A 20,071-nucleotide genomic window follows, 5' to 3' on the forward strand; every position below is an offset into this window, starting at 1 on the left:
CCCGACCGAGCGCGTTACAAACTCGCGAAAGCCTGTTTTTCGCGAATTTTCAGGCCTCTAGAATCGCCGTCACGCCCTGGCCGCCGGCAGCGCAGATCGAAATCAGTCCGCGCACCGGCCGACCGGTCTCGGCCTTCTTCTCGGCGAGCTGCTTGGCCAACTGAGCGACGATGCGGCCGCCGGTCGCGGCGAAGGGGTGGCCTGCAGCCAGCGAGGACCCGTTGACGTTGAGCTTGGACCGATCGATGCTGCCCAGCGCCGCGTCGAGACCAAGACGTTCCTTGCAGTACTCCTCGGACTCCCAGGCCTGCAGGTGTGCGAGCACGACCGATGCGAAGGCTTCATGAATCTCGTAGAAGTCGAAATCCTGCAAACTCAGGCCGTTGCGCGCCAGCAGTCGCGGCACCGCGTAGGTGGGTGCCATCAGCAGGCCGTCGGCGCCGTTGACGTAGTCCACCGCGGCGGTCTCGGAGTCCACGAAGTAGGCCAACGGGGTCAATGAATGTGATTCGGCCCACTCCTCGCTGGCCAGCAGGGCCACCGAGGCGCCGTCGGTCAGCGGCGTGGAGTTACCCGCCGTCATGGTGGCGTCGCCGTTCTTGACGCCGAACACCGGCTTGAGCTTGGCCAGCTTCTCGGCGCTGGAGTCCGCCCGCAGGTTGTTGTCGCGGTAGACGCCCAGGAACGGGGTCACCAGGTCGTCGAAGAATCCCCGGTCATAGGCGGCGGCCATGTTGCGATGGCTGGCTGCGGCCAACGCGTCCTGATCGGTGCGCTTGATGCCCATCTGCTTGGCGGTGATTGCCGCGTGCTCGCCCATCGACAGGCCGGTACGCGGCTCGCCGTTGGCGGGAATCTCCACACCAAGGGCGGCGGGCAGCTTGCCGATCAACCTCAAGCGCTCGACATTGGACCTGGCCCGGCGCAGCCCCAGCAGGGTGCGGCGCAGGTTGTCGCCCAGCCCGATCGGCGCGTCGGAGGTGGTGTCGCCGCCGCCGGCGGCGGCGACCTCATAGCGGCCCGCGGCGATCCCGTCGGCCGCGGCGATGGCAGCCTGCAATCCCGTGCCGCAGGCCTGCTGAAGGTCGATGGCGGGGGTGTAGGGCGACAGTGCGCTGCCCAGAACGCTCTCGCGCATCAGGTTGAAGTCCCGGCTGTGCTTGACGACCGCACCGCCGATCACCGCGCCGAGGCGCTCGCCGGCAAGGCCGAACCGGTCCACCAGGCCGTCGAGTGCGGCGGTGAACATGTCCTGGTTGGAGGCTTCGGCGTACGCGCCGTCCGAGCGGGCGAACGGGATGCGGTTGCCCCCGAGGACGGCAACCCTGCGAGGGTTATGACTGTTGGAGGCCACGTCAATCTCCGCTGTGTCGTCGGTTCCGGATGGGTGTAGGACACCCATAATGGGTACAGCACACCCATACTACCCATGTCCTTACTCTCGAGTAAGTTCGTTCCCGGTCTCCCTGGCAACCCAAACTCGAAGGGCGCTTTCGTGGCTTCCGACCTGTTCTCTCAAGTCGTCAACTCCGGTCCCGGCTCGTTTCTGGCCAAACAATTGGGCGTCCCGCAGCCGGAGACCCTGCGTCGCTACCGGCCCGGCGAGCCGCCGCTGGCTGGCTCGCTGCTGATCGGCGGCGACGGCCGTGTGGTGGAACCGCTGCGCGCGGCGCTGGCCGAGGACTACAACGTGGTGGCCGACAACCTGGGCGGGCGTTGGGCCGACTCGTTCGGCGGCCTGGTTTTCGACGCCACCGGCATCACCGAGCCAGTCGCATTGCGCGGTCTCTACGAGTTCTTCACCCCGGTGTTGCGCAACCTGGGACCGTCGGGCCGCGTCGTCGTGGTCGGCACCACCCCGGACGAGGCCGCCAGTGTCGACGAGCGGATCTCCCAGCGGGCGTTGGAGGGTTTCACCCGCTCGCTGGGCAAGGAGTTGCGCCGCGGCGCCACCGCCGCCCTGGTCTATCTGTCCCCGGCGGCCGAACCCGCTACGACAGGTCTCGAGTCGACGATGCGGTTCATCCTGTCGGCGAAGTCGGCCTACGTCGACGGCCAGGTGTTCTACGTCGGCGCGGCCGACTCGACCCCGCCGGCTGACTGGGACAAGCCGCTGGCGGGCAAGGTGGGAATCGTCACCGGCGCAGCGCGCGGCATCGGCGCCACCATCGCCGAGGTGTTCGCCCGCGACGGGGCCCGGGTCGTCGCGATCGACGTCGAGTCCGCCCATGATGCGCTGGCCGACACGGCGGCCAGGGTGGGCGGCACCGCGCTGCCGCTGGACGTCACTGCCGCGGACGCGGTGGAGAAGATCACCGCACATCTGCGTGAGCACTACGACGGCCGGGCCGACATCCTGGTGAACAACGCCGGAATCACCCGCGACAAGCTGCTGGCCAACATGGACGACGCCCGCTGGGACGCGGTGATCGCCGTGAATCTGCTTGCCCCGCAACGCCTCTCCGAGGGCCTGGTGGCCAACGGCAGTATCGGCGAGGGCGGCCGGATCATCGGGCTGTCGTCGATGGCCGGCATCGCCGGCAACCGGGGGCAGACGAACTATGCGACGACCAAGGCCGGGATGATCGGTATCACCCAGGCGCTGGCACCGTCCCTCGCGGAGAAGGGCATCACGATCAACGCCGTCGCCCCTGGTTTCATCGAGACCGCGATGACGGCGGCGATCCCGCTGGTCACCCGGGAGGTGGGCCGCCGGCTCAATTCGCTGCACCAGGGTGGCAAGCCCGTCGACGTGGCCGAGACCGTCGCCTACTTCGCCAGCCCGGCGTCGAACGCGGTGACCGGCAACGTGATCCGGGTGTGCGGCCAGGCCATGCTGGGGGCATAACCTATGAGTACTGTGACCGAACAACCGAGCGGCTGGCGCAACATGCTGCGGGCGGCGGCGGGAGCGCTGCCGTTCATCCCGCGCGGCGACAGCCTTCCCTCACGGACGCTGACCGTCGACGAACTGTCGATCGACCGTTCCAACGTCGCCGCCTACGCGGCGGTCACGGGTCTGCGCTACGGCGACACCGTCCCGTTGACCTACCCGTTCGCGCTGACCTTCCCCTCGGTCATGGAGCTGGTGACCGCATTCGACTTCCCGTTCGCGGCAATGGGTGCGGTGCACGTGGAGAACCACATCACCCAGCACCGGCCGATTGCTGTCACCGACACCGTCGGTGTCAAGGTGCACGCGGAGAACCTGCGTGAGCACCGCAAGGGCCTGCTGGTCGATCTGGTCACCGACGTCCACGTCGGCAACGAGCTGGCCTGGCACCAGGTCACCACGTTCCTGCACCAACAGCGCACCAGCCTGTCCGGCGAGGCTCGGCCCGAGCCGCCCAAGCAGCCGAAGTTGCCGCCGCCCAACGCCATTCTGCGGATCACGCCCGGCCAGATCTGGCAGTACGCGTCGGTCAGCGGCGACCACAACCCGATCCACACCAACGCGATCGGTGCCAAGCTGTTCGGGTTTCCGACTGTCATCGCACACGGAATATTCAGCGCTGCAGCCGTTTTGGCCAACGTCGAAGGCCAGCTGCCCGACGCGGTGCGGTACTCGGTGAAGTTCGGCAAGCCGGTGGTCCTGCCGGCCAGCGCCGGGCTCTACGTCGACCGGGTGGCCGACGGGTGGGACATCGCGCTGCGCAACCTGGCAAAGGGCTACCCGCATCTCACAGCGACGGTGCGGAGCCTGTAGCGATCAGGCCGTGGCCGAGGAGGTTTCCTTCTCGGCCGGCGCACCCTTCAGTCCGCGCCAGAACAGGTTGATCAGCAGCGCGGCCGCCTCGTCGACGTCGGCGTCGCCGGCGCTGACCCGGGCCGCGACGGCCTCGCCCGCACCCACGAGAGCCACGGCCATCATGTGGAAGTCGGTGTCGGGCTCGGGATGGCGGGTGCCCGCCTCCAGCAGCCGGGCCACCATGTCGATGATCTTCTCGCGGCCCTCGCGCACGGTGTGGGCGAACGCCTGCGAACTGGTGGCCTGGGTGTAGAGCACGGTCCACGACGCCCGGTTGGCGTCAATGTACTGCAGCACCGACAGGATGGTGCTGCGTAACAGATCATGCGGGCTCTGCTTGAGGTCGATGTCCTCGCGAACTGCCTCGATGAAGCGGCTGAGCTCGCGGCTCAGGCAGGCGCCGAACAGCTCCTCCTTGGAGCCGTAGTAGAGATACAACATCGGCTTGGAGATCTGCGCCTCGGCGGCGATGACGTCCATCGACGTCTCGTGATAGCCGTTGACCGAGAACATCTGCACGGCGGCGTCGAGCATCTGCTGCTCGCGCACGGCACGAGGCAACCGCTTGGTGCCACCTGCCATGTCGTCGCCTCTCGCCGCTGTGCAGATCCCCGGGTCGCTTCGCTCCTGCCCGCCGATCCCCTAAAAGGCTAGCCGCCGCAGCGCGGGCTGGGGCCCTTGACGCCCGCCATCCGCAGCACCGAGCCGTCGACCGCCTGCAACGACAGCTCGCCGCCGTTGACGGCCTTCTCCAGCCGGTCGAGCACCGCCGGGACCTCGTCGGTGGTGACCCACAGCGCCTGGTCGACACCGGCTTGCAGGGCCCGCAACACCGCCTCGGCAACTCCGTAGTGCGAGGAGATGGCGGCCATGCTGGACAGGTCGTCGGTGAACACCGGGCCGTTGAAGCCGGGGCCGCCGTATCCGCCGCTGCGCAGCAGGTTCACCGCCGCCGGGCTGAGACTGGCCGGTGTGCCGTCGGTGAGGCCGGGCACCTCGAGGTGGCCGATCATCACCGCGACGGGAGCGTCCGCGGTCAGGGTGCGATACGGAATCAGGTCGTTGTTCTGCAGTTCCGACAGCGGCGGGATGGTGACCGCCCCGGCGGTGTGCGAGTCACCCGAGCCGTGGCCATGGCCGGGGAAGTGCTTGAGCACCGGCAGCAGACCCGCCTCACGCAGGCCGCGGGCGTAGGCGCCGGCATAGGTGGTGACCACCGCGGGGTCGTCGGAGAAGGACCGGTCGCCGATGACGGTGTCGTCGGCGGCGGCGGTGACGTCGACCACCGGCGCGAAGTCGATGGTGATGCCGAGGCCCTTCATCTTCTGGCCCCTCGCCAATGCGAGCTGGTAGACCTCGTCGGGTGTTTGGCTCTGCGCGAGCACGCGAGCCGACGGGGCCGGTCCGATCAGCGACGACAGCCGGGACACCCGGCCGCCTTCCTCGTCGACGCTGACCGCCAGCGGCAGTGGGCCGGCGTTGGCGATGTCGGGCAGCGAGCCGTCGGTCAGCATCGACAAGTCGGTCCAGCTGCCGATGAAGATGCCGCCGACGTGATAGCCCTCCACCACCGCGCGGGCGTCCGCGGCGTCGCGGACGCCGACCATCAGCAGCTGGGCGAGCTTGTCGCGGGCGGGCAGCGTGGTCGGATCACCACACATCGGCGGCGCCGGCGCGGCCGGTGCCGGAACCGGTCCGGCCAGCGGGGCGACGCTGGCCGCCGAGGACGAGCTGGCCGGCGCGGAGGACGACGGGGCACTCGTGATGGCGGTAGCCGAGCAGCCGACCAGGAGCAGGGGCAGCGCCGAGATGGCGGCGAATCCGCGCGACGAGAACGGGCGTCTGACCATCCGGACATGCTGTCATGGCCGCCGCCGTCGTCCAACCGCGGTTCGAGGCGTGCTAGGTTGACCAGCGGGTACCCCCCGAAGCGATCCTCCCGTTCCGTACGCCAGCCAAGGAGACCCCGATCATGACCCGGTTCGTGGTTCCCGCCGCCGCCAGCGTCGTGGTCGGTCTGCTGCTCGGAGCCGCCGCGATCTTCGGGGTGACGCTGATGATCCAGCAGGACACCAAGCCGCCGCTGTCGCCGGGCGACCCGGCATCGTCGGTACTCAACCGCGTCGAGTACGGCAACCGCGGCTAGCCTGAGCACGCTCGCCGCTGCCTCCCCCGCGGTCCCGGAGGCACCCGTCACCCTCCCGCCGCTTCGCCGGCGCTGGCTGGGCGTCGTCTTCGCCGCCGCGCTGGCGCTGTGCTTCGCCCAGTCACCGGGGATGATCTCCCCCGACACCAAGCTCGACCTGACCGCCAACCCGCTGCGGTTCCTGGCGCGTGCGGCCAACCTGTGGAACAGCGACCTGCCGTTCGGTCAGGCGCAGAACCAGGCATACGGCTACCTGTTCCCGCACGGAGCGTTCTTCCTGCTCGGCGATACCCTCGGCATACCGGGCTGGATCACCCAGCGGCTGTGGTGGGCGCTGCTGCTGACCGCCGGCTTCTGGGGTCTGCTGCGGGTGGCCGAGGCGCTGGGCATCGGTACCACGCCGTCGCGGGTGATCGGCGCCCTGGCGTTCGCGCTGTCGCCCCGGGTGTTGACGACGCTGGGCTCCATCTCGTCGGAGACGCTTCCGATGATGCTGGCGCCCTGGGTGCTGCTGCCGGTCATATTGGCGCTCAACGGAAATCAGCGGTCGCTGCGGGTGCTGGCGGCCCGCGCCGGTATCGCCCTGGCACTGATGGGCGCGGTCAACGCGGTGGCCACCCTCACCGGCTGCCTGCCGGCGGTGATCTGGTGGGCCTGTCACCGGCCGAACCGGACGTGGTGGCGATTCAGCGCGTGGTGGGCGCTGGCCTCGGCACTGGCGGTCACCTGGTGGGTGGTGGCCCTGCTGCTGCTCGGCCGGATCAGCCCGCCGTTCCTGGACTTCATCGAATCCTCCGGGGTGACCACGCAGTGGACCTCGTTGACCGAGATGCTGCGCGGCACCGACAGTTGGACGCCGTTCGTGGCGCCCAACGCCACCGCCGCCACCTCACTGGTGACCCAGCCGGTCCTGGTGCTGGCCAGCACGCTGGTCGCCGCGGGCGGGATGGCCGGACTCGCGCTGCGCTCGATGCCTGCGCGGGGACGTCTGGTCACCATGCTGTTGATCGGGGTGGTCCTGCTGGGCGTGGGCTACTCCGGCGGCCTCGGCTCCCCGCTTGCGCACGAGGTGCAGGCATTCCTGGACGCGGCGGGCGCGCCGTTGCGCAACGTGCACAAGCTCGAGCCGGTGATCCGCATCCCGCTGGTGCTCGGGGTGGCACACCTACTGAGTCGCGTTCCACTGCCCGGAAGCGCACCGCGACCGGTGTGGATGCGGGCCTTCGCGCACCCGGAGGACGACAAGCGGGTGGCCGTCGGCATCGTCGTGCTTGCCGCACTCGCGGTGGCCACCTCGATGGCCTGGACCGGCCGGCTGGCGCCGCCCGGCGCGTTCCGCGCGATCCCGGACTACTGGCACCAGGCCGCGTCCTGGCTGGGCGATCACAACAAGGGCGAGCCGACACCGGGGCGCGTCCTCGTCGCGCCGGGCGCCCCCTTCGCCACCCAGGTATGGGGCAACAGCCACGACGAACCGCTGCAGGTGCTCAGCGAGGGGCCCTGGGGGGTAAGGGATTCCATTCCGCTGACCCCGCCGCAGACCATCCGGGCACTGGACTCCGTGCAGCGACTATTCGCGGCGGGCCGCCCCTCCGCAGGCCTGGCGGATACCCTTGCACGCCAAGGTATTTCATACGTCGTGGTACGCAACGACTTGGATCCCGACACGTCGCGGTCGGTACGGCCGCTGCTGGTACACCGGGCTATCGACGGCTCACCGGGCCTGCAGAAGGTGGCCGAGTTCGGCGAGCCGGTCGGGCCGGGCACCCTGTCGGGCTTCATCAGCGACAGCGGACTGCGCCCGAGGTATCCGGCGGTGGAGATCTATCGGGTTGACACCCAAGGCAATCCGGGGGCGCCGTACCTGACCGACGCCGGCCGGATGGCCCGGGTCGACGGTGGCCCGGAAGTGCTGCTGCGACTCGACGAGCGACGGCGTCTGCTCGGCCAGCCGCCGCTCGGCCCGATGCTGCTGACCTCAGACGCCCAACGTGCGGGCCTGCCCGTGCCGGTCGTCACCGTCACCGACACCCCGGTCGACCGGGAGACCGACTACGGCCGCGTCGATGACCACTCGTCGGCGGCGCGCGCCGAGGGGGACCGGCGCAACACCTTCAACCGGGTCCCCGACTACCCGGTGCCCGGCGCGCGGCAGGTGCACGGCGGATGGTCGGGCGGACGGCTCAGCGCCTCGAGTTCGTCATCGGACTCCACCGCGCTGCCCACCGTCGCACCCGCCAGCGGGCCGGCGGCGGCCGTCGATGGCGACTCAGCCACCGCGTGGGTGTCCAACTCGCTGCAGCCTGCGGTCGGGCAGTGGCTCCAGGTGGACTTCGACCGCCCGGTCACCAATGCGACGCTGACCGTGACGCCGAGCGCGACGGCGGTCGGCGCGCAGGTCCGGCGGATTCAGGTGTCCACCGAAAACGGCACCACCACAGTACGTTTCGACGAACCAGGCAAGCCGCTTACCGTGGCCCTGCCCTATGGGGAGACCTCCTGGGTCCGGATCACCGCAGTGGGCACCGACGACGGCTCCTCCGGGGTCCAGTTCGGCATCACCGATCTGTCGATCACCCAGTACGACGCGTCGGGATACGCCCATCCGGTCGACCTGCGCCACACCGTGATGGTGCCCGGACCGCCGGCGGGGTCGGCCGTCGCCGCCTGGGATCTGGGATCCGAACTGCTGGGCCGGCCCGGGTGCGCGGACTCCGCCGACGGGGTGCACTGCGCAGCGTCCATGGCGCAGACGCCGGAGGAACCGGTGAACCTCAGCCGCACGCTGACCGTGCCCACCCCGATCGGTGTCGGGGCGACGGTGTGGGTGCGGGCCCGGCAGGGACCGCACCTGGCGGATCTGATCGCCGAGCCGGGTACCACCCGCGCCCGCGGCGACTCCGACCTGATCGACGTCGACGGATCGGCGTATGCGGCCGCCGACGGTGATCCCCGCACAGCCTGGACCGCGCCGCAGAACGTGGTGCAGCACAAGAGCGCGCCGACGCTGACGGTGACACTGCCGAAAGCCACCGAGGTAACCGGGCTGCGGCTCACCCCGAGTTCGTCGGCACTGCCGACACATCCGACCATGGTCGCCATCGACCTCGGGGACGGTCCGCAGGTCCGCAGGCTGCAGTCGGGCGACGACGCCGGCGCTCAGACGGTGGCCCTGCATCCCCGCGTCACCGACACCGTGCGCATCAGCCTGCTCAACTGGGAAGACGTAATCGACCGCACCGCACTGGGTTTCGACCAGATCAAGCCACCAGGGCTGGCAGAGGTGGCGGTGCTCGGACCGGACGGCAAGCCGGCGGCCCCGGTCGACGCGTCGCGCGAGAGCAAGCGCACCATCGAGATTCCCTGCGGACAGGGGCCGATCGTGGCGGTGTCGGGCCGGTTCGTGCAGACCTCGGTGACGACGACGGTCGGAGCGCTGCTCGACGGCGAGCCGATCGCGGCCAAGGCGTGTGACCCGGCGCCGATCATGCTGCCCGCCGGCAAGCAGGAGTTGCTGATCAGCCCGGGTTCGGCCTTCATCGTCGACGGCGTCGCCCTCGCCGGACCGCTGGCGGCCCAGATCCACACGGCCACAACCACTCCCGCCGACGTCACGATGTGGGGTCCCGACCGCCGCGAGATCGCGCTGGGCCGGGCGCCGATCGCGCGGGTGCTGGTGGTCCCCGAGAGCGTCAATCCGGGCTGGGTGGCCCACACCCCGGACGGTGTGACGCTGACCCCGGTGATCGTCAACGGTTGGCAGCAGGGCTGGGTGGTGCCCGCCGGCGAGCAGGGGACCATCACGCTGACGTTCCCGTCCAACGCCGCGTACCGGACCGGGCTGGCGGCCGGGCTGTCGCTGCTGCCGCTGTTGCTGCTGCTGGCACTCGTGCCGCCGCGCCGTCAGCCGTCGGGGCGGGAGCCGGCCCGGCCATGGTCGGTGCCGCTGGTGGCGTCCGCGGCGGTGCTGGGCGCGGGTGCGGTCGTCGCCGGGATCGGCGGAGTGCTGGTGTTCGGCGGGGCGCTGGCGGTGACTTACCTGCTGCGTGACCGACGCCGGTTGCGGGACCGGACGACACTGTGGGCGGCCTCGGGTGGCCTGATCCTGGCCGGTGCGGTGCTGTCGCGGTATCCCTGGCGCTCGGTCGACGGCTATGTCGGGCATTCGCCGTGGGTTCAGCTGCCTGCGCTGATCGCGGTGGCGGCGCTGGCCGCATCGGTCGTGCCCGGACCTCGGCCTTCTGTCGAAAACGATGAGCCCCCACCAGCATCCCACTAAGGTCTTGCCACACGGCGGACCGATCGCGGTCTGCGCGGCCGTCCGCTGGATGCGCGGGATGTAGCGGCCCAAGACGAGGGCACTCAGGACGAGAACGTGGGCTGCGTTCGCCCTTATCGCGCAATGACCGGTTCAGGCGCGTCACTGACCGAGCTGTCCAGCGGCGGGACCGGCGCTTGGTTGCGGTACTCCCAGCGGCGCAGTGCGTTGCGGCACGGCGACTCCACCAGGGCGTAGCTGACCGCCGCCATCGCGAACCCGAAGATCAGCGTGAGGACCAGCACCACCACGAGGTCACCGTTGAACATGAACTTGCCGACCATCGGAAACACCATCACCAGCGCGGCAAGGTGCCAGACGAACAACCCGTAGGACCAGCGCCCGAGCGTCACCATGACCCGGTTGCCCAGGACGGGGTGGGCGGTGTCGGGACGGTCGAGCACCAGCGGCGCCAGCAGGGCCCAGGCCACGACCGCTCCCATGGAGGTGCGCACCACGAACTGCCCCAGGGTGGCCGGCACCAAGTCCTTGGGCCCGGCCAGCGGCGAGGCCGAGATCAGATAAGCCACCAGCGCAACGGCGGTGATGGCCCAGCGGTTGCGGGCCAGCTTGTGCGCCCAGCCCAGCGGGCTGACCGTCCACTCGGCCAGCAGCATGCCCGCCGCGAACCAGGATGCGTAAGCCGGCGGCCAGTTCAGAAAGTTGACGCCCTGCGGGGTGTGGATCGGCAGCAGACCCCAGCCCAGGCTGGCCAGCGCCACCACGGCGATGACCGGAACCCGGGCCCGCACCGGAAGCCGCCGCATCAGCAGCGCCAGTATCGGCAGCGCCAGGTAGAAGCTCACCTCCACCGACAGGCTCCACATCTGGGTCAGTCCGGCGGTCAGGGTCAGCGGAACGTAAACCTGGGTGAGGGTCAGGTTGGCCAGCCACACCGTCGGGCTGGCATGGTTGGCCTCCGGCAGCAAAGTCAGGATGACGATGACGGCCACCAGGTAGCCGGGCATGATGCGCACGAGCCGGGACCTCAGGTAGTGCCCGGTCGGCGGGCGGTGCCGCAGGCCACGCGCCGCCGCCGCGTGGCCCCGCCACAGCAGGAAACCGGACAGCGCGAAGAACACCGCGACCGCGAGGTCGAAGCGATGCAGCAGCCGACCCAGCACGCCACTCGAGGTTCCGGTCTGGAAGGCGACGTGCGTGAGCACCACACCCATGGCCGCACAGGCGCGCATGCCTTCGACGGCGGGCAGGAAGCCGCGGGTACCACCCACCTGCTCCGCCGGTTTCATGCAGTCAGTCTGCCGGTGAACGGATCACCGGCGAAAGTGGGTACACCCACGCAGCGGAGATGACCTCTAACTAATGAGTCGGCGCCTCGGCTTCTGCTGTTAGGGTCAGACCGGTTTGCTTCGCCGTCAGGCGGCGCACAATCCGATCGGGAAAAGGAGGCCTCGGCAGCGTGAACCGCGCAGGCATGTTGCGTATCGCGGCATGCGGCATCATCGGGCTCGGGGCCGCCCTGCTGATCGCCGCGCTGCTGTTGACGACCTACACCTCCGGCAAGATCAAGAAGATTCCGCTGACCGTCGACGAGAACCTTGTCAGCGACGGGACCGGCACGTCGCTGGATCCGGCCTCGCTGCTGGGTGACCGATTCGTTATAGACAAGAACGTCCCGCTGGTGTCCCAGCAGCAGATCACCGTCGAGTCGCCGGCCAACGCCGACGTGGTGACGCTGCAGGCCGGCACCAGCGTCCGGCGCACCGACAAGCAACAGGACAACGGTCTGCTGCTGGCCATGGTCGACACCGTGACCCTCAACCGAAGCACGGCGATGGCGGTGTCCGATGACACCCATCCCGGTGGCTCGGTGCAGAAGCCGCGCAGCATCGAGGACACCAAGCCGTCGACGAGCGTCGCACTGCCGCACGACGGGCTGTCCTACCGGTTCCCGTTCAACACCGAGAAGAAGACCTACCCGTATTTCGATCCGATCGCGCAGAAGGCATTCGACGCCAACTACGACGGTGAAGAGGACGTCAACGGGCTGACCACCTACCGGTTCACCCAGAACGTCGGCTACGACGCCGACGGCAAGCTGGTCGAGCCGATCAAATACGCTTCGCTGTACGACAACAACGAAGACGGCGAGGTGACGGCGCGGGCCTCGCTGTGGGGTCTGCCCGGCCCGCCCGACGAGCCCATCACCATGACCCGCTACTACGCCGCGCAGCGCACGTTCTGGGTTGACCCGGTGTCGGGCGCCATCGTGCGGGAGCAGGAGCACGCCAACCACTACTACGCCCGCGACCCGCTCAAGCCGGAGATGGCGCTGGCCGACTACAAGGTCACCTCGACCGAGCAGACCGTCGAGTCCCAGGTGGCCGCAGCCCGTGACGAGCGGGACCGGATCGGATTGTGGTCGCGGGTGCTGCCGATCAGCTTCACCGCGGCCGGACTTGTCGCGCTGATCGGCGGGGCGCTGCTGGGCACCTTCAGCCTGCGCGCCGAGGCGGCTCTGATCGATCCCGGCCTGGACACTGCGGACCACGGCTTCTTCGGTAAGGACGAGACCGGGCCGATGCCCGCCGCCGAGGCCGCCACCGAGAAGTTGCCCGCGGCCAGACCCGATCTGGAGTCCCCGCCGGATCGGTGAGCATGGCATGACCCAGGCACACCGCCGGGCAGTCCGGTGGCTGGTACCGGGTTACGCCCTGATACTGGCCGTCACGGTGACGGCTCCGCTTCTCGCGCCGGGCTATCTGCTGCTACGTGACGCGGTGTCCACCCCGCAGTCCTTCTTCTCCGATGCCGCGCTGGGCCTGACCGAAGCCGCCCCGCGTGCGGTGCCGCAGGACTTCCTCATCGCCGCGCTGACCACGGTCGCCGACGGCGGCGTGGTGGTCAAGCTGCTGCTGATCGGCGGGCTGTTCCTGGCCGGCTGGGGGGCCGCCCGACTGGCCGCGACGGTGGTGCCCGAGGCCGGGGTCCCCGGCCAACTGGTGGCCGCCACGCTCGCGGTGTGGAATCCCTATGTCGCCGAACGCCTGCTGCAGGGGCACTGGAGTCTGCTCGTGGGTTACGGCGCGCTGCCGTGGACGGCGGCCGCGGTCGTGCGGTTGCGCACTGCAGCGGCGGCCCCGTGCTGGGTGGGCTGGGCGGCGGTGGCGTGGTGGGTCGCGATGGCCGGGCTGACGCCGACCGGTCTGATCCTGGCGGCCGTCGTGGCATTGGGCTGCGTGGCGGTCCCCGGCTCCGGTGTCTCGCGCGTGTGGTGTGCGGCCGGGATCGCGGTGACGGCGGTGCTCGCGGCGCTGCCGTGGTTGGTGGCGTCGGTTCTCGGCGGGGCGCTCGGGGCGTCCGGGGGCTCGGGTCTGGCGGCGTTCGCTGCCCGTGCCGAGCCGGGCCTGGGCACCCTGGGCACTCTGGCCGGCCTGGGCGGCATCTGGAACGCCGAGGCCGTACCAGGCTCGCGGACAACGCTTTTGGCGTTGGTGGCGACGGTGGTCCTGCTGGCGGTGGTGGCGGTGGGTTTGGTGACCGTGATCCGACGCCCGACCGCGGTGCCGCTGCTCGTGCTGGCGGCGGTGAGCATCGTCGGACCGGCCCTGCTGGCCACCGGGCCCGGACTGGCGCTGCTGCGTTTGGTGGTGGACGCCGTACCGGGGCTCGGCGTCCTGCGCGACGGGCAGAAGTGGGTGGCGCTGGCGATGCCCGGTTATGCGGTGGCCGCAGCCGGAGCGGTCGTGACCGCGCGAAGCAGACTGCGACCCGAACTGGCGGCGGCGGCCTGCGCGGCCGCGCTGATCGCCGTGTTGCCGGACCTCGCGTGGGGCGTCTGGGGCGCGGTCACGCCGGTGCAGTATCCGCCGGGATGGCGGGCGGTGGCCGCGGCGATCGACGCCGATCCCGGCTCGGTCGCGGTGTTGCCCGCCGACAGCATGCGCCGGTTCGGCTGGGCCGGCCCGGCCCCGGTGCTGGACCCCCTGCCGCGCTGGGTTCGCACCGAGGTGCTCTTGACCGGCGACCTCACCATCTCGGGGCAGACCGTGCCCGGTGAAGGTGGTCATGCGCGTGAGGTTCAGCGCGTGGTGGTGGCCGGCTCGGCCCCGAGGGAGCTGGCCGATGCCGGGGTCCGGTGGGTCGTCGTCGAGGGCGGTACCGCCAGCGCGATGGGCAATGCGCAACAGACCTTGAAGCAGCTGCCGGTCGCCTACCACGACCGCGACCTCACGCTCTATCGCGTCGGCGGATCCGGTTCGGTTGCGGCACAGGACAAGCGGGCAGCGATGGTGGCGACACACCTGGTGTGGGTGGCGATGCTGGCGTCGAGCGCCGTCGCCGCCGCGGTGGGTATCGCCCGACGGCGCCGCGATGTACCTTTCGGTACATGATTACTTCGAGCAGCGCGGCATCATCGGGACTGTCGTCGCACCGCTCATGCGCCGGATGACCCAGCGGTATCTGGCGATGGAGGGCCAGGGACTCGAAGCGCGCAGCGAGGGCGACTGGAAGCTTCGTGGCGCGGATGATCCTTAATCATCGCCGCCTCTTTGAGCACCGCCTCGGCGTCCTTGAAGGTGTCTTCCGCGCGCTTGTCGGCGGCCTTGACCGGCTGTCGGGTGGCCAGTTCGTGCGCGCGGTGGCGGACGTAATCGTAAATTTTGGACATGCCCGATCATCACGCGCTGTCGTGATGTCGAGCCCGTCCGCGAGCTAGCTGTCAGTATCCTCGGCGCGACCGTGGCGCTTGCGGTAGGCCTCGTGGATGTGGGCGTCGCGTTGCCGGGCCAACTCGTCGACCAGCTCGGGGTCGAGGTTGTGCTGGCGTAGCCGGTGGGTGCGCCAAACCTTGTCCAGCGCATGGGCGAAGTAGAGGAACGGCAGGAACAGCAGCGCAGACATCGCCAGGTGCATGCCCGTGCTCGTCGGGATCAACCACAGCGGCGAGACGAGCAGCAGCCCGGGCAGCGTCACCCGGATCAGCGTCCGGCGCCGAGCACCCTTGCCGGCCAGGTCATTTCGCACCCAGTCCTGCATCGACGGGGGAAGTACCTTGCCGTAGCAGTAGGCGAGGTACTGCAGCGGATTGGGGCGGGTCTTGTCGCTCATCAGTTCCTAGATCACCCCGCTGACGCGGGTCCCGGTGTGCACGGACTCCAACACGTTTCGCATGGCCGCCGCACTCTGCGGCCAGGAGAAGTCGCGGCTGCGCACCTCGGCCTTGGCGCCGAGCTCGTCGCGCAGCGTCTGGTCGGTGAGCAGTCGCTCCAGCCTGTCAACCAGCTCGTCATGGTCGTCGACGAGCACCCCGGTCACCCCGTCGATCACCGAGTCGGTGAGCCCGCCCGAGGACCGGTAGCCGATGGTGGGCACCCCGTGCTGGGCCGCTTCGATGACCGCAAGCCCCCAACCCTCTTTACGGGACGGCAGCACGTGGACCCAGGATCGTTGCACCACAACATGTTTGGTGACGTCATCGACATGGCCGTGGAACGTCACCGCATCGGCGATACCAAGCCGGTCGGCACGTTCGACCAAGCGCTGATACCACCAGCCGCCACCGACGATGTCCAGATGCAGACCGTCGACGCGGGTACGCAGCCTGGCGACCGCGTCGAGGGCGTCCTCGATCTGCTTGTGCGGCACCAGCCGTGACAGCACCACCACCCGCGGAGTCCCCGACCGCTCGCCGGTCAGCGTCTCCGGCGGCGCCTCGTCCAAGCCGTTGCGGACCACCGCGATACGTCCGAGGTCCACGCCGAGGTCGGCCAGGTCACGCGCCGAGGGCAGCGACACCGTGACGTACTGGTTGCGCCGATGCATCAGCGGGGACAGCCACGACTCCACCAGCCAGCCCAGCCGGCCGACGAATCTGCCCGCGACCGGCCACTGCGCGCGATGGCAGTGGTGAACCAGTACCGCCACCCGTCGGCCGAAGGCCAGACGTGCCAGGAACGGCACACCGTTCTGGGTGTCGACGACGACGTCGGGGCGCACCCCGCGCAGCGGGCCGAGCCCGATGCGGGCGAAGACCATCGCCAGGCCCGCCCAGATGTAGACGGTGTAGGGACCACCGCCGCGGCTGACCGTCACGCCGTCGACCACCTCGCGGCGCGGAGCCCCGGGGTAGCGGGCGGTGCGCAGGGTGACGTCGACGCCCGACTGGGCCAGCAGTACACCGATGCGCTGCAGGTAGGTTTCGCTGCCTCCGCCCTGCGGGTGACCGGTGTCACGCCAGCACAGAAGCAGGACGGAGCGAACGGTGGTGGACATCGGGTTTAGCCTAGTCGGCCGACGATGCGGGTCGGAACGACCCGAGGAGGAGACCGACAATCAGATCTAGTCGGCCGACGATGCGGGTCGGAACGACCCGAGGAGGAGACCGACAATCAGATCTAGTCGGCCGACGATGCGGGTCGGAACGACCCGAGGAGGAGACCGACAATCAGATCTAGTCGGCCGACGATGCGGGTCGGAACGACCCGAGGAGGAGACCGACAATCAACTCAGGGCCCGGCTACTAGGGTGAACCGATGCCTGTCACCGAGTTGTTCGCCCGGCGCGCGACGCTGGCGCGGTCGACGCGACTGCTCGGCAACTTCCGCTACGAACAAGCCGACCCGGACCGCTTCTACGGTGCGCTGGCCGCCGACACCGCCGCGATGGTCACCGACCTGTGGCGCGCCGCCCGGCGCGCAGAGCCGGCCGGACACACTGTGGTCGACGTCGGCGGCGGCCCCGGCTATTTCGCCGCTGCGTTCTCCCGGGCCGGCTGGCACTACGTCGGCGTCGAACCGGACCCCTCGGAGATGCACGCCGCCGAGCACGTTCGCCGCGGTGTGCCCGGAGCGTTCGTGCGCGCCTCCGGGATGGCACTGCCGTTCGCCGACGGCAGCGTCGACGTGTGCTTGTCGTCTAACGTCGCCGAGCACGTGGCCCGGCCCTGGCAACTGGGCGAGGAGATGCTGCGGGTGACGCGTCCGGGCGGGCTGGCCATCCTGTCCTACACCGTGTGGCTGGGCCCGTTCGGCGGGCACGAGTTGGGTCTGACGCACTACCTCGGCGGTGCGAGGGCCGCCGCCCGCTACGCCCGAAAGCACGGCCATCCGCCGAAGAACAACTACGGGTCGTCGCTGTTCGCCGTCTCAGCCGCCGACGGCCTGCGATGGGCCCGCGGCACCGGCGCGCTGGTTGCGGCATTCCCGCGTTACCACCCGCGATGGGCGTGGTGGCTGACCGATGCGCCCGGCGTGCGGGAGTTCCTGGTGAGCAACCTGGTGCTGGTGCTTCGACCGTCCGACCCGCTGAACTGAAGTCTTCAGTCGGTAATGCGACTGACATGACACACCCCCCAGATCGCCCGAGAACTAGAAGACTATGCGGACGATCATCTCGGCCACCGCGGCCGGCTTGTCGACACCGTCGATCTCGAAGGTCTGCTTGACCGTCAGGTTGACGGTGTTGTCGTCGATCTTGGCGGCGTCGAGCAGTTCCGAACGCATCCGGATGCGGCTGTCCACGGGAACCGCCGACAGGAACCGGACCTTGTTGAGCCCGTAGTTGATGGCCAGCTTGGCGTTCTCGACGCGGTAGTTGTCCTTGCTCATCGCGGGGACCAGTGACAACGTGAGGAATCCATGGGCGATCGGCGTGCGGTAAGGGCTTTCGGCCTTGGCCCGCTCGACATCGACGTGGATCCACTGGTGATCGCCCGTGACGTTGGCGAAGTCGTTGATGCGCTTCTGATCAATATCCAGCCATTCACTGACACCGAGTTCCTGGCCGACCAGAGACTGCGCGTCGTCGATGGACTTGATCACCTTCATGGGGTCACCTTTCTGCACGGTTTCCCCGTCATCTTGACCGACGTTCAGAACGCGTCTTCGCTCAGGTCCATGATCGCCAGATCGACCGCTTCGACGATGCGGCGTTCGGCGGCCAGGCGGGGCAGCACGTTGCGCACGAAGAAGTTCGCGACCGCGACTTTGCCGCGGTAGAACGCCTCTTCGCGCGGGTCCGGCTCGCCGTCGAGGGCGCGCAGCGCAATCTCGGCCTGGCGCAACAACAACCAGCCGATCATCAGGTCGCCGACGGCGAGCAGGAAGGACACCGATTCCAGCCCCACCCGGTAGAGCTCGCGCGCGTCCTGCTGGGCGCCGAGCAGATAGCCCGTCATCGCGGCGACCATCGCCCGCAGGTTGTCCAGCGCGTCGGCCAGCAGTCCGCGACTGGTCGCCAGTCCGGGACGGCCGTCGGGGCTGTCGATGAACTTCTCGATCTGGCCGACGACGTGGGACAGCGCCACCCCCTGGTCGCGGGCGATCTTGCGAAAGAAGAAGTCCTGGGCCTGGATAGCGGTGGTGCCCTCGTAGAGCGAGTCGATCTTGGCGTCGCGGATGTACTGCTCGATCGGATAGTCCTGCAGGAAGCCCGATCCGCCGTAGGTCTGCAACGACTCGGTCAGCGTTTGGTACGCCCGCTCGGATCCGACACCCTTCACGATCGGCAGGAACAGGTCGTTGATCCGCTCGGCCAACGCGGCATCAGCACCGGAGACCACGGCCGCTGCCGCCGGATCCTGGTGGGCTGCGGTGTACAGGTAGAGCGCACGCAGCCCCTCCGCGTAGGCCTTCTGCATCATCAGGGCTCGGCGCACGTCGGGGTGGTGCACGATGGTGACCCGCGGAGCGGTCTTGTCGGTCATCTGCGTCATGTCGGCGCCCTGCACCCGCGACTTCGCGAATTCCAGCGCGTTGAGGTATCCGGTGGACAGGGTCGCGATTGCCTTGGTGCCCACGAACATCCGGGCGTACTCGATGACCTTGAACATCTGGGCGATGCCGTTGTGCACGTCGCCGATCAGGTAGCCGACGGCGGGGACTCCGTGCAGGCCGAGGCTGAGTTCCGTTGTGGCAGAGGCTTTCAGGCCCATCTTGTGTTCGAGGTTGGTGACGAACGCGCCGTTTCGTTCGCCGGGCTCGCCGGTCTCGGGGTCGAAGAGGAACTTGGGCACCAGGAACAGGCTCAGTCCCTTGGTGCCGGGCCCGGCTCCCTCCGGCCGTGCGAGCACCAGATGCATGATGTTCTCGAACATATCGTCGGTGTCGCCGTTGGTGATGAACCGCTTGACGCCCTCGATGTACCAGGTGCCGTCGCCGTTGTCGACGGCCTTGGTCCGTCCGGCGCCCACGTCGGAGCCGGCGTCGGGTTCGGTGAGAACCATGGTGGCAGCCCAGTTGCGTTCGACGGCGATCTGCGCCCAGTGCTTCTGCTGCTCGTTGCCGATCTGGTGGACGATGTTGGCCATGACGGGACCGGCCACGTACATGAACACCGCGGGGTTTGCGCCGAGAACCAGTTCGTTGACCGCCCAGCTGACCATGGCCGGCGCCGGCATTCCGCCGACCTCTTCGTCGAGGCCGATCCGGAAATACTCGCCCTGCTGCCAGGCCTGCAGTGACTTCTTGAATGGCTCGGGTATCGACACGACGTGCGTCTCAGGGTCGAAGGTCGGTGGATCGCGATCGGTCTCGGCGAAGGAATCGGCGACCGGCCCCTCGGCCAGGCGCGCCGCCTCCGCGAGTATCTGACGGACCGCGTCGGCGTCGAGATCGCCGTACTCGGTGCCGTCGAGCACCTTCTCCAACTCCAGCAACTCGAACAGGTTGAACTCGAGGTCGCGGACGTTGCTCTTGTAATGGCCCATCGCTTGCGCCTCCCATTGCGGCTGGGAGAAGCCTAGCCCGCCGAGGCGGCCTGATCAGCGCGTTCCGCTATCGACCGAAAATATGAGTTACATCATATACGCGCGGCGTTAGGCCACTTGAGCCGCAGGTCATCGCAGCGGTTAAGGAGCTGTTCACCTGAACGTGATGTCAGCGGCAAGCGCAGGCGG

The 20,071-nt window shown here is 69.1% G+C and carries 16 protein-coding genes; 7 read left to right on the forward strand and 9 right to left on the reverse strand.

Annotation, left to right across the window (positions count from 1 at the left end; translation table 11 throughout):
• Nucleotides 1-49 precede the first annotated feature (49 nt).
• Entirely contained in the window at nucleotides 50-1,354 is a 1,305-nt protein-coding gene (locus K9U37_RS02090; protein WP_243070313.1) for an acetyl-CoA C-acetyltransferase, read from the reverse strand.
• A gap of 141 nt (nucleotides 1,355-1,495) precedes the next feature.
• Between K9U37_RS02090 and K9U37_RS02095 the strand changes: the two genes are divergently transcribed.
• Entirely contained in the window at nucleotides 1,496-2,848 is a 1,353-nt protein-coding gene (locus K9U37_RS02095; RefSeq protein ID WP_243070314.1) for a 3-oxoacyl-ACP reductase, read from the forward strand.
• 3 nt (nucleotides 2,849-2,851) lie between these two features.
• Nucleotides 2,852-3,706 carry a MaoC/PaaZ C-terminal domain-containing protein gene (locus tag K9U37_RS02100; protein WP_243070315.1) on the forward strand — a complete coding sequence of 285 codons (855 nt, stop codon included), beginning with the start codon at nucleotides 2,852-2,854 and terminating at the stop codon, nucleotides 3,704-3,706.
• Nucleotides 3,707-3,709: 3 nt separating this feature from the next.
• Here the strand turns inward: K9U37_RS02100 and K9U37_RS02105 are convergent, their stop codons facing one another.
• Nucleotides 3,710-4,330: a TetR/AcrR family transcriptional regulator gene (locus K9U37_RS02105; protein ID WP_243070316.1), complete on the reverse strand. Its 621-nt coding sequence runs from the start codon at nucleotides 4,328-4,330 to the stop codon at nucleotides 3,710-3,712.
• A 68-nt stretch (nucleotides 4,331-4,398) separates the two neighbouring features.
• A complete protein-coding gene (locus K9U37_RS02110; RefSeq protein ID WP_243070317.1) occupies nucleotides 4,399-5,598 on the reverse strand; it encodes a glycoside hydrolase family 3 N-terminal domain-containing protein in 1,200 nt (399 codons plus the stop codon).
• Nucleotides 5,599-5,720: 122 nt separating this feature from the next.
• Here K9U37_RS02110 and K9U37_RS02115 point away from each other — a divergent pair, with 122 nt between their 5' ends.
• Complete coding sequence (locus K9U37_RS02115) at nucleotides 5,721-5,894, forward strand: DUF2613 domain-containing protein (RefSeq protein WP_243070318.1); 174 nt, start codon at nucleotides 5,721-5,723, stop codon at nucleotides 5,892-5,894.
• Nucleotide 5,895: 1 nt separating this feature from the next.
• Nucleotides 5,896-10,173, forward strand: coding sequence for an alpha-(1->3)-arabinofuranosyltransferase (locus K9U37_RS02120; RefSeq protein ID WP_243073184.1), 4,278 nt, complete (start codon nucleotides 5,896-5,898; stop codon nucleotides 10,171-10,173).
• Nucleotides 10,174-10,286: 113 nt separating this feature from the next.
• On the opposite strand, the gene K9U37_RS02125 is transcribed toward K9U37_RS02120, so the two are convergent.
• The gene (locus K9U37_RS02125) at nucleotides 10,287-11,462 is read right to left on the reverse strand and encodes an acyltransferase family protein (RefSeq protein WP_243070319.1); all 1,176 of its coding nucleotides are present in this window, start codon (nucleotides 11,460-11,462) and stop codon (nucleotides 10,287-10,289) included.
• A gap of 170 nt (nucleotides 11,463-11,632) precedes the next feature.
• Between K9U37_RS02125 and pgfA the strand changes: the two genes are divergently transcribed.
• Together pgfA and K9U37_RS02135 are read left to right on the forward strand one after the other, a co-directional pair.
• Nucleotides 11,633-12,829, forward strand: coding sequence for a cell envelope lipid trafficking protein PgfA (gene pgfA, locus K9U37_RS02130; protein WP_243070320.1), 1,197 nt, complete (start codon nucleotides 11,633-11,635; stop codon nucleotides 12,827-12,829).
• Nucleotides 12,830-12,836: 7 nt separating this feature from the next.
• On the forward strand, nucleotides 12,837-14,567 hold the full coding sequence (locus K9U37_RS02135; protein ID WP_243070321.1) for an MmpA family trehalose lipid delivery protein: 1,731 nt from the start codon (nucleotides 12,837-12,839) through the stop codon (nucleotides 14,565-14,567).
• 44 nt (nucleotides 14,568-14,611) lie between these two features.
• Here K9U37_RS02135 and K9U37_RS02140 read toward each other — a convergent pair whose 3' ends face one another.
• Genes K9U37_RS02140 through K9U37_RS02150 form a run of 3 tightly spaced genes read right to left on the reverse strand, consistent with a single transcriptional unit; the run spans nucleotide 14,612 to nucleotide 16,449 of the window.
• Entirely contained in the window at nucleotides 14,612-14,845 is a 234-nt protein-coding gene (locus K9U37_RS02140) for a hypothetical protein (RefSeq protein WP_243070322.1), read from the reverse strand.
• A 44-nt stretch (nucleotides 14,846-14,889) separates the two neighbouring features.
• Complete coding sequence (locus K9U37_RS02145; RefSeq protein WP_243070323.1) at nucleotides 14,890-15,285, reverse strand: DUF5313 domain-containing protein; 396 nt, start codon at nucleotides 15,283-15,285, stop codon at nucleotides 14,890-14,892.
• Between the two features lie 6 nt (nucleotides 15,286-15,291).
• Nucleotides 15,292-16,449, reverse strand: a complete 1,158-nt coding sequence (locus K9U37_RS02150; protein ID WP_243070324.1) for a glycosyltransferase family 4 protein — start codon at nucleotides 16,447-16,449, stop codon at nucleotides 15,292-15,294.
• 260 nt (nucleotides 16,450-16,709) lie between these two features.
• Between K9U37_RS02150 and K9U37_RS02155 the strand changes: the two genes are divergently transcribed.
• Nucleotides 16,710-17,489: a class I SAM-dependent methyltransferase gene (locus K9U37_RS02155; protein ID WP_243070325.1), complete on the forward strand. Its 780-nt coding sequence runs from the start codon at nucleotides 16,710-16,712 to the stop codon at nucleotides 17,487-17,489.
• Between the two features lie 54 nt (nucleotides 17,490-17,543).
• On the opposite strand, the gene K9U37_RS02160 is transcribed toward K9U37_RS02155, so the two are convergent.
• Together K9U37_RS02160 and K9U37_RS02165 are read right to left on the reverse strand one after the other, a co-directional pair.
• Nucleotides 17,544-18,002 carry a MaoC family dehydratase gene (locus K9U37_RS02160; protein WP_243070326.1) on the reverse strand — a complete coding sequence of 153 codons (459 nt, stop codon included), beginning with the start codon at nucleotides 18,000-18,002 and terminating at the stop codon, nucleotides 17,544-17,546.
• A gap of 44 nt (nucleotides 18,003-18,046) precedes the next feature.
• Nucleotides 18,047-19,882: an acyl-CoA dehydrogenase gene (locus tag K9U37_RS02165; RefSeq protein ID WP_243070327.1), complete on the reverse strand. Its 1,836-nt coding sequence runs from the start codon at nucleotides 19,880-19,882 to the stop codon at nucleotides 18,047-18,049.
• Nucleotides 19,883-20,071: the final 189 nt, after the last annotated feature.

This window comes from Candidatus Mycolicibacterium alkanivorans (assembly GCF_022760805.1).
Taxonomy (GTDB): domain Bacteria; phylum Actinomycetota; class Actinomycetes; order Mycobacteriales; family Mycobacteriaceae; genus Mycobacterium; species Mycobacterium alkanivorans.

Bases quoted from the DNA above. Each gene is read 5' to 3' on its own strand.
- K9U37_RS02150 (WP_243070324.1), bottom strand. From the start codon at position 16,449: ATGTCCACCACCGTTCGCTCCGTCCTGCTTCTGTGCTGGCGTGACACC.
- K9U37_RS02160 (WP_243070326.1), bottom strand. From the start codon at position 18,002: ATGAAGGTGATCAAGTCCATCGACGACGCGCAGTCTCTGGTCGGCCAG.
- K9U37_RS02145 (WP_243070323.1), bottom strand. From the start codon at position 15,285: ATGAGCGACAAGACCCGCCCCAATCCGCTGCAGTACCTCGCCTACTGC.
- K9U37_RS02115 (WP_243070318.1), top strand. From the start codon at position 5,721: ATGACCCGGTTCGTGGTTCCCGCCGCCGCCAGCGTCGTGGTCGGTCTG.
- K9U37_RS02135 (WP_243070321.1), top strand. From the start codon at position 12,837: ATGACCCAGGCACACCGCCGGGCAGTCCGGTGGCTGGTACCGGGTTAC.
- K9U37_RS02105 (WP_243070316.1), bottom strand. From the start codon at position 4,330: ATGGCAGGTGGCACCAAGCGGTTGCCTCGTGCCGTGCGCGAGCAGCAG.
- K9U37_RS02125 (WP_243070319.1), bottom strand. From the start codon at position 11,462: ATGAAACCGGCGGAGCAGGTGGGTGGTACCCGCGGCTTCCTGCCCGCC.
- K9U37_RS02165 (WP_243070327.1), bottom strand. From the start codon at position 19,882: ATGGGCCATTACAAGAGCAACGTCCGCGACCTCGAGTTCAACCTGTTC.
- K9U37_RS02140 (WP_243070322.1), bottom strand. From the start codon at position 14,845: ATGTCCAAAATTTACGATTACGTCCGCCACCGCGCGCACGAACTGGCC.
- K9U37_RS02155 (WP_243070325.1), top strand. From the start codon at position 16,710: ATGCCTGTCACCGAGTTGTTCGCCCGGCGCGCGACGCTGGCGCGGTCG.
- K9U37_RS02100 (WP_243070315.1), top strand. From the start codon at position 2,852: ATGAGTACTGTGACCGAACAACCGAGCGGCTGGCGCAACATGCTGCGG.
- K9U37_RS02110 (WP_243070317.1), bottom strand. From the start codon at position 5,598: ATGGTCAGACGCCCGTTCTCGTCGCGCGGATTCGCCGCCATCTCGGCG.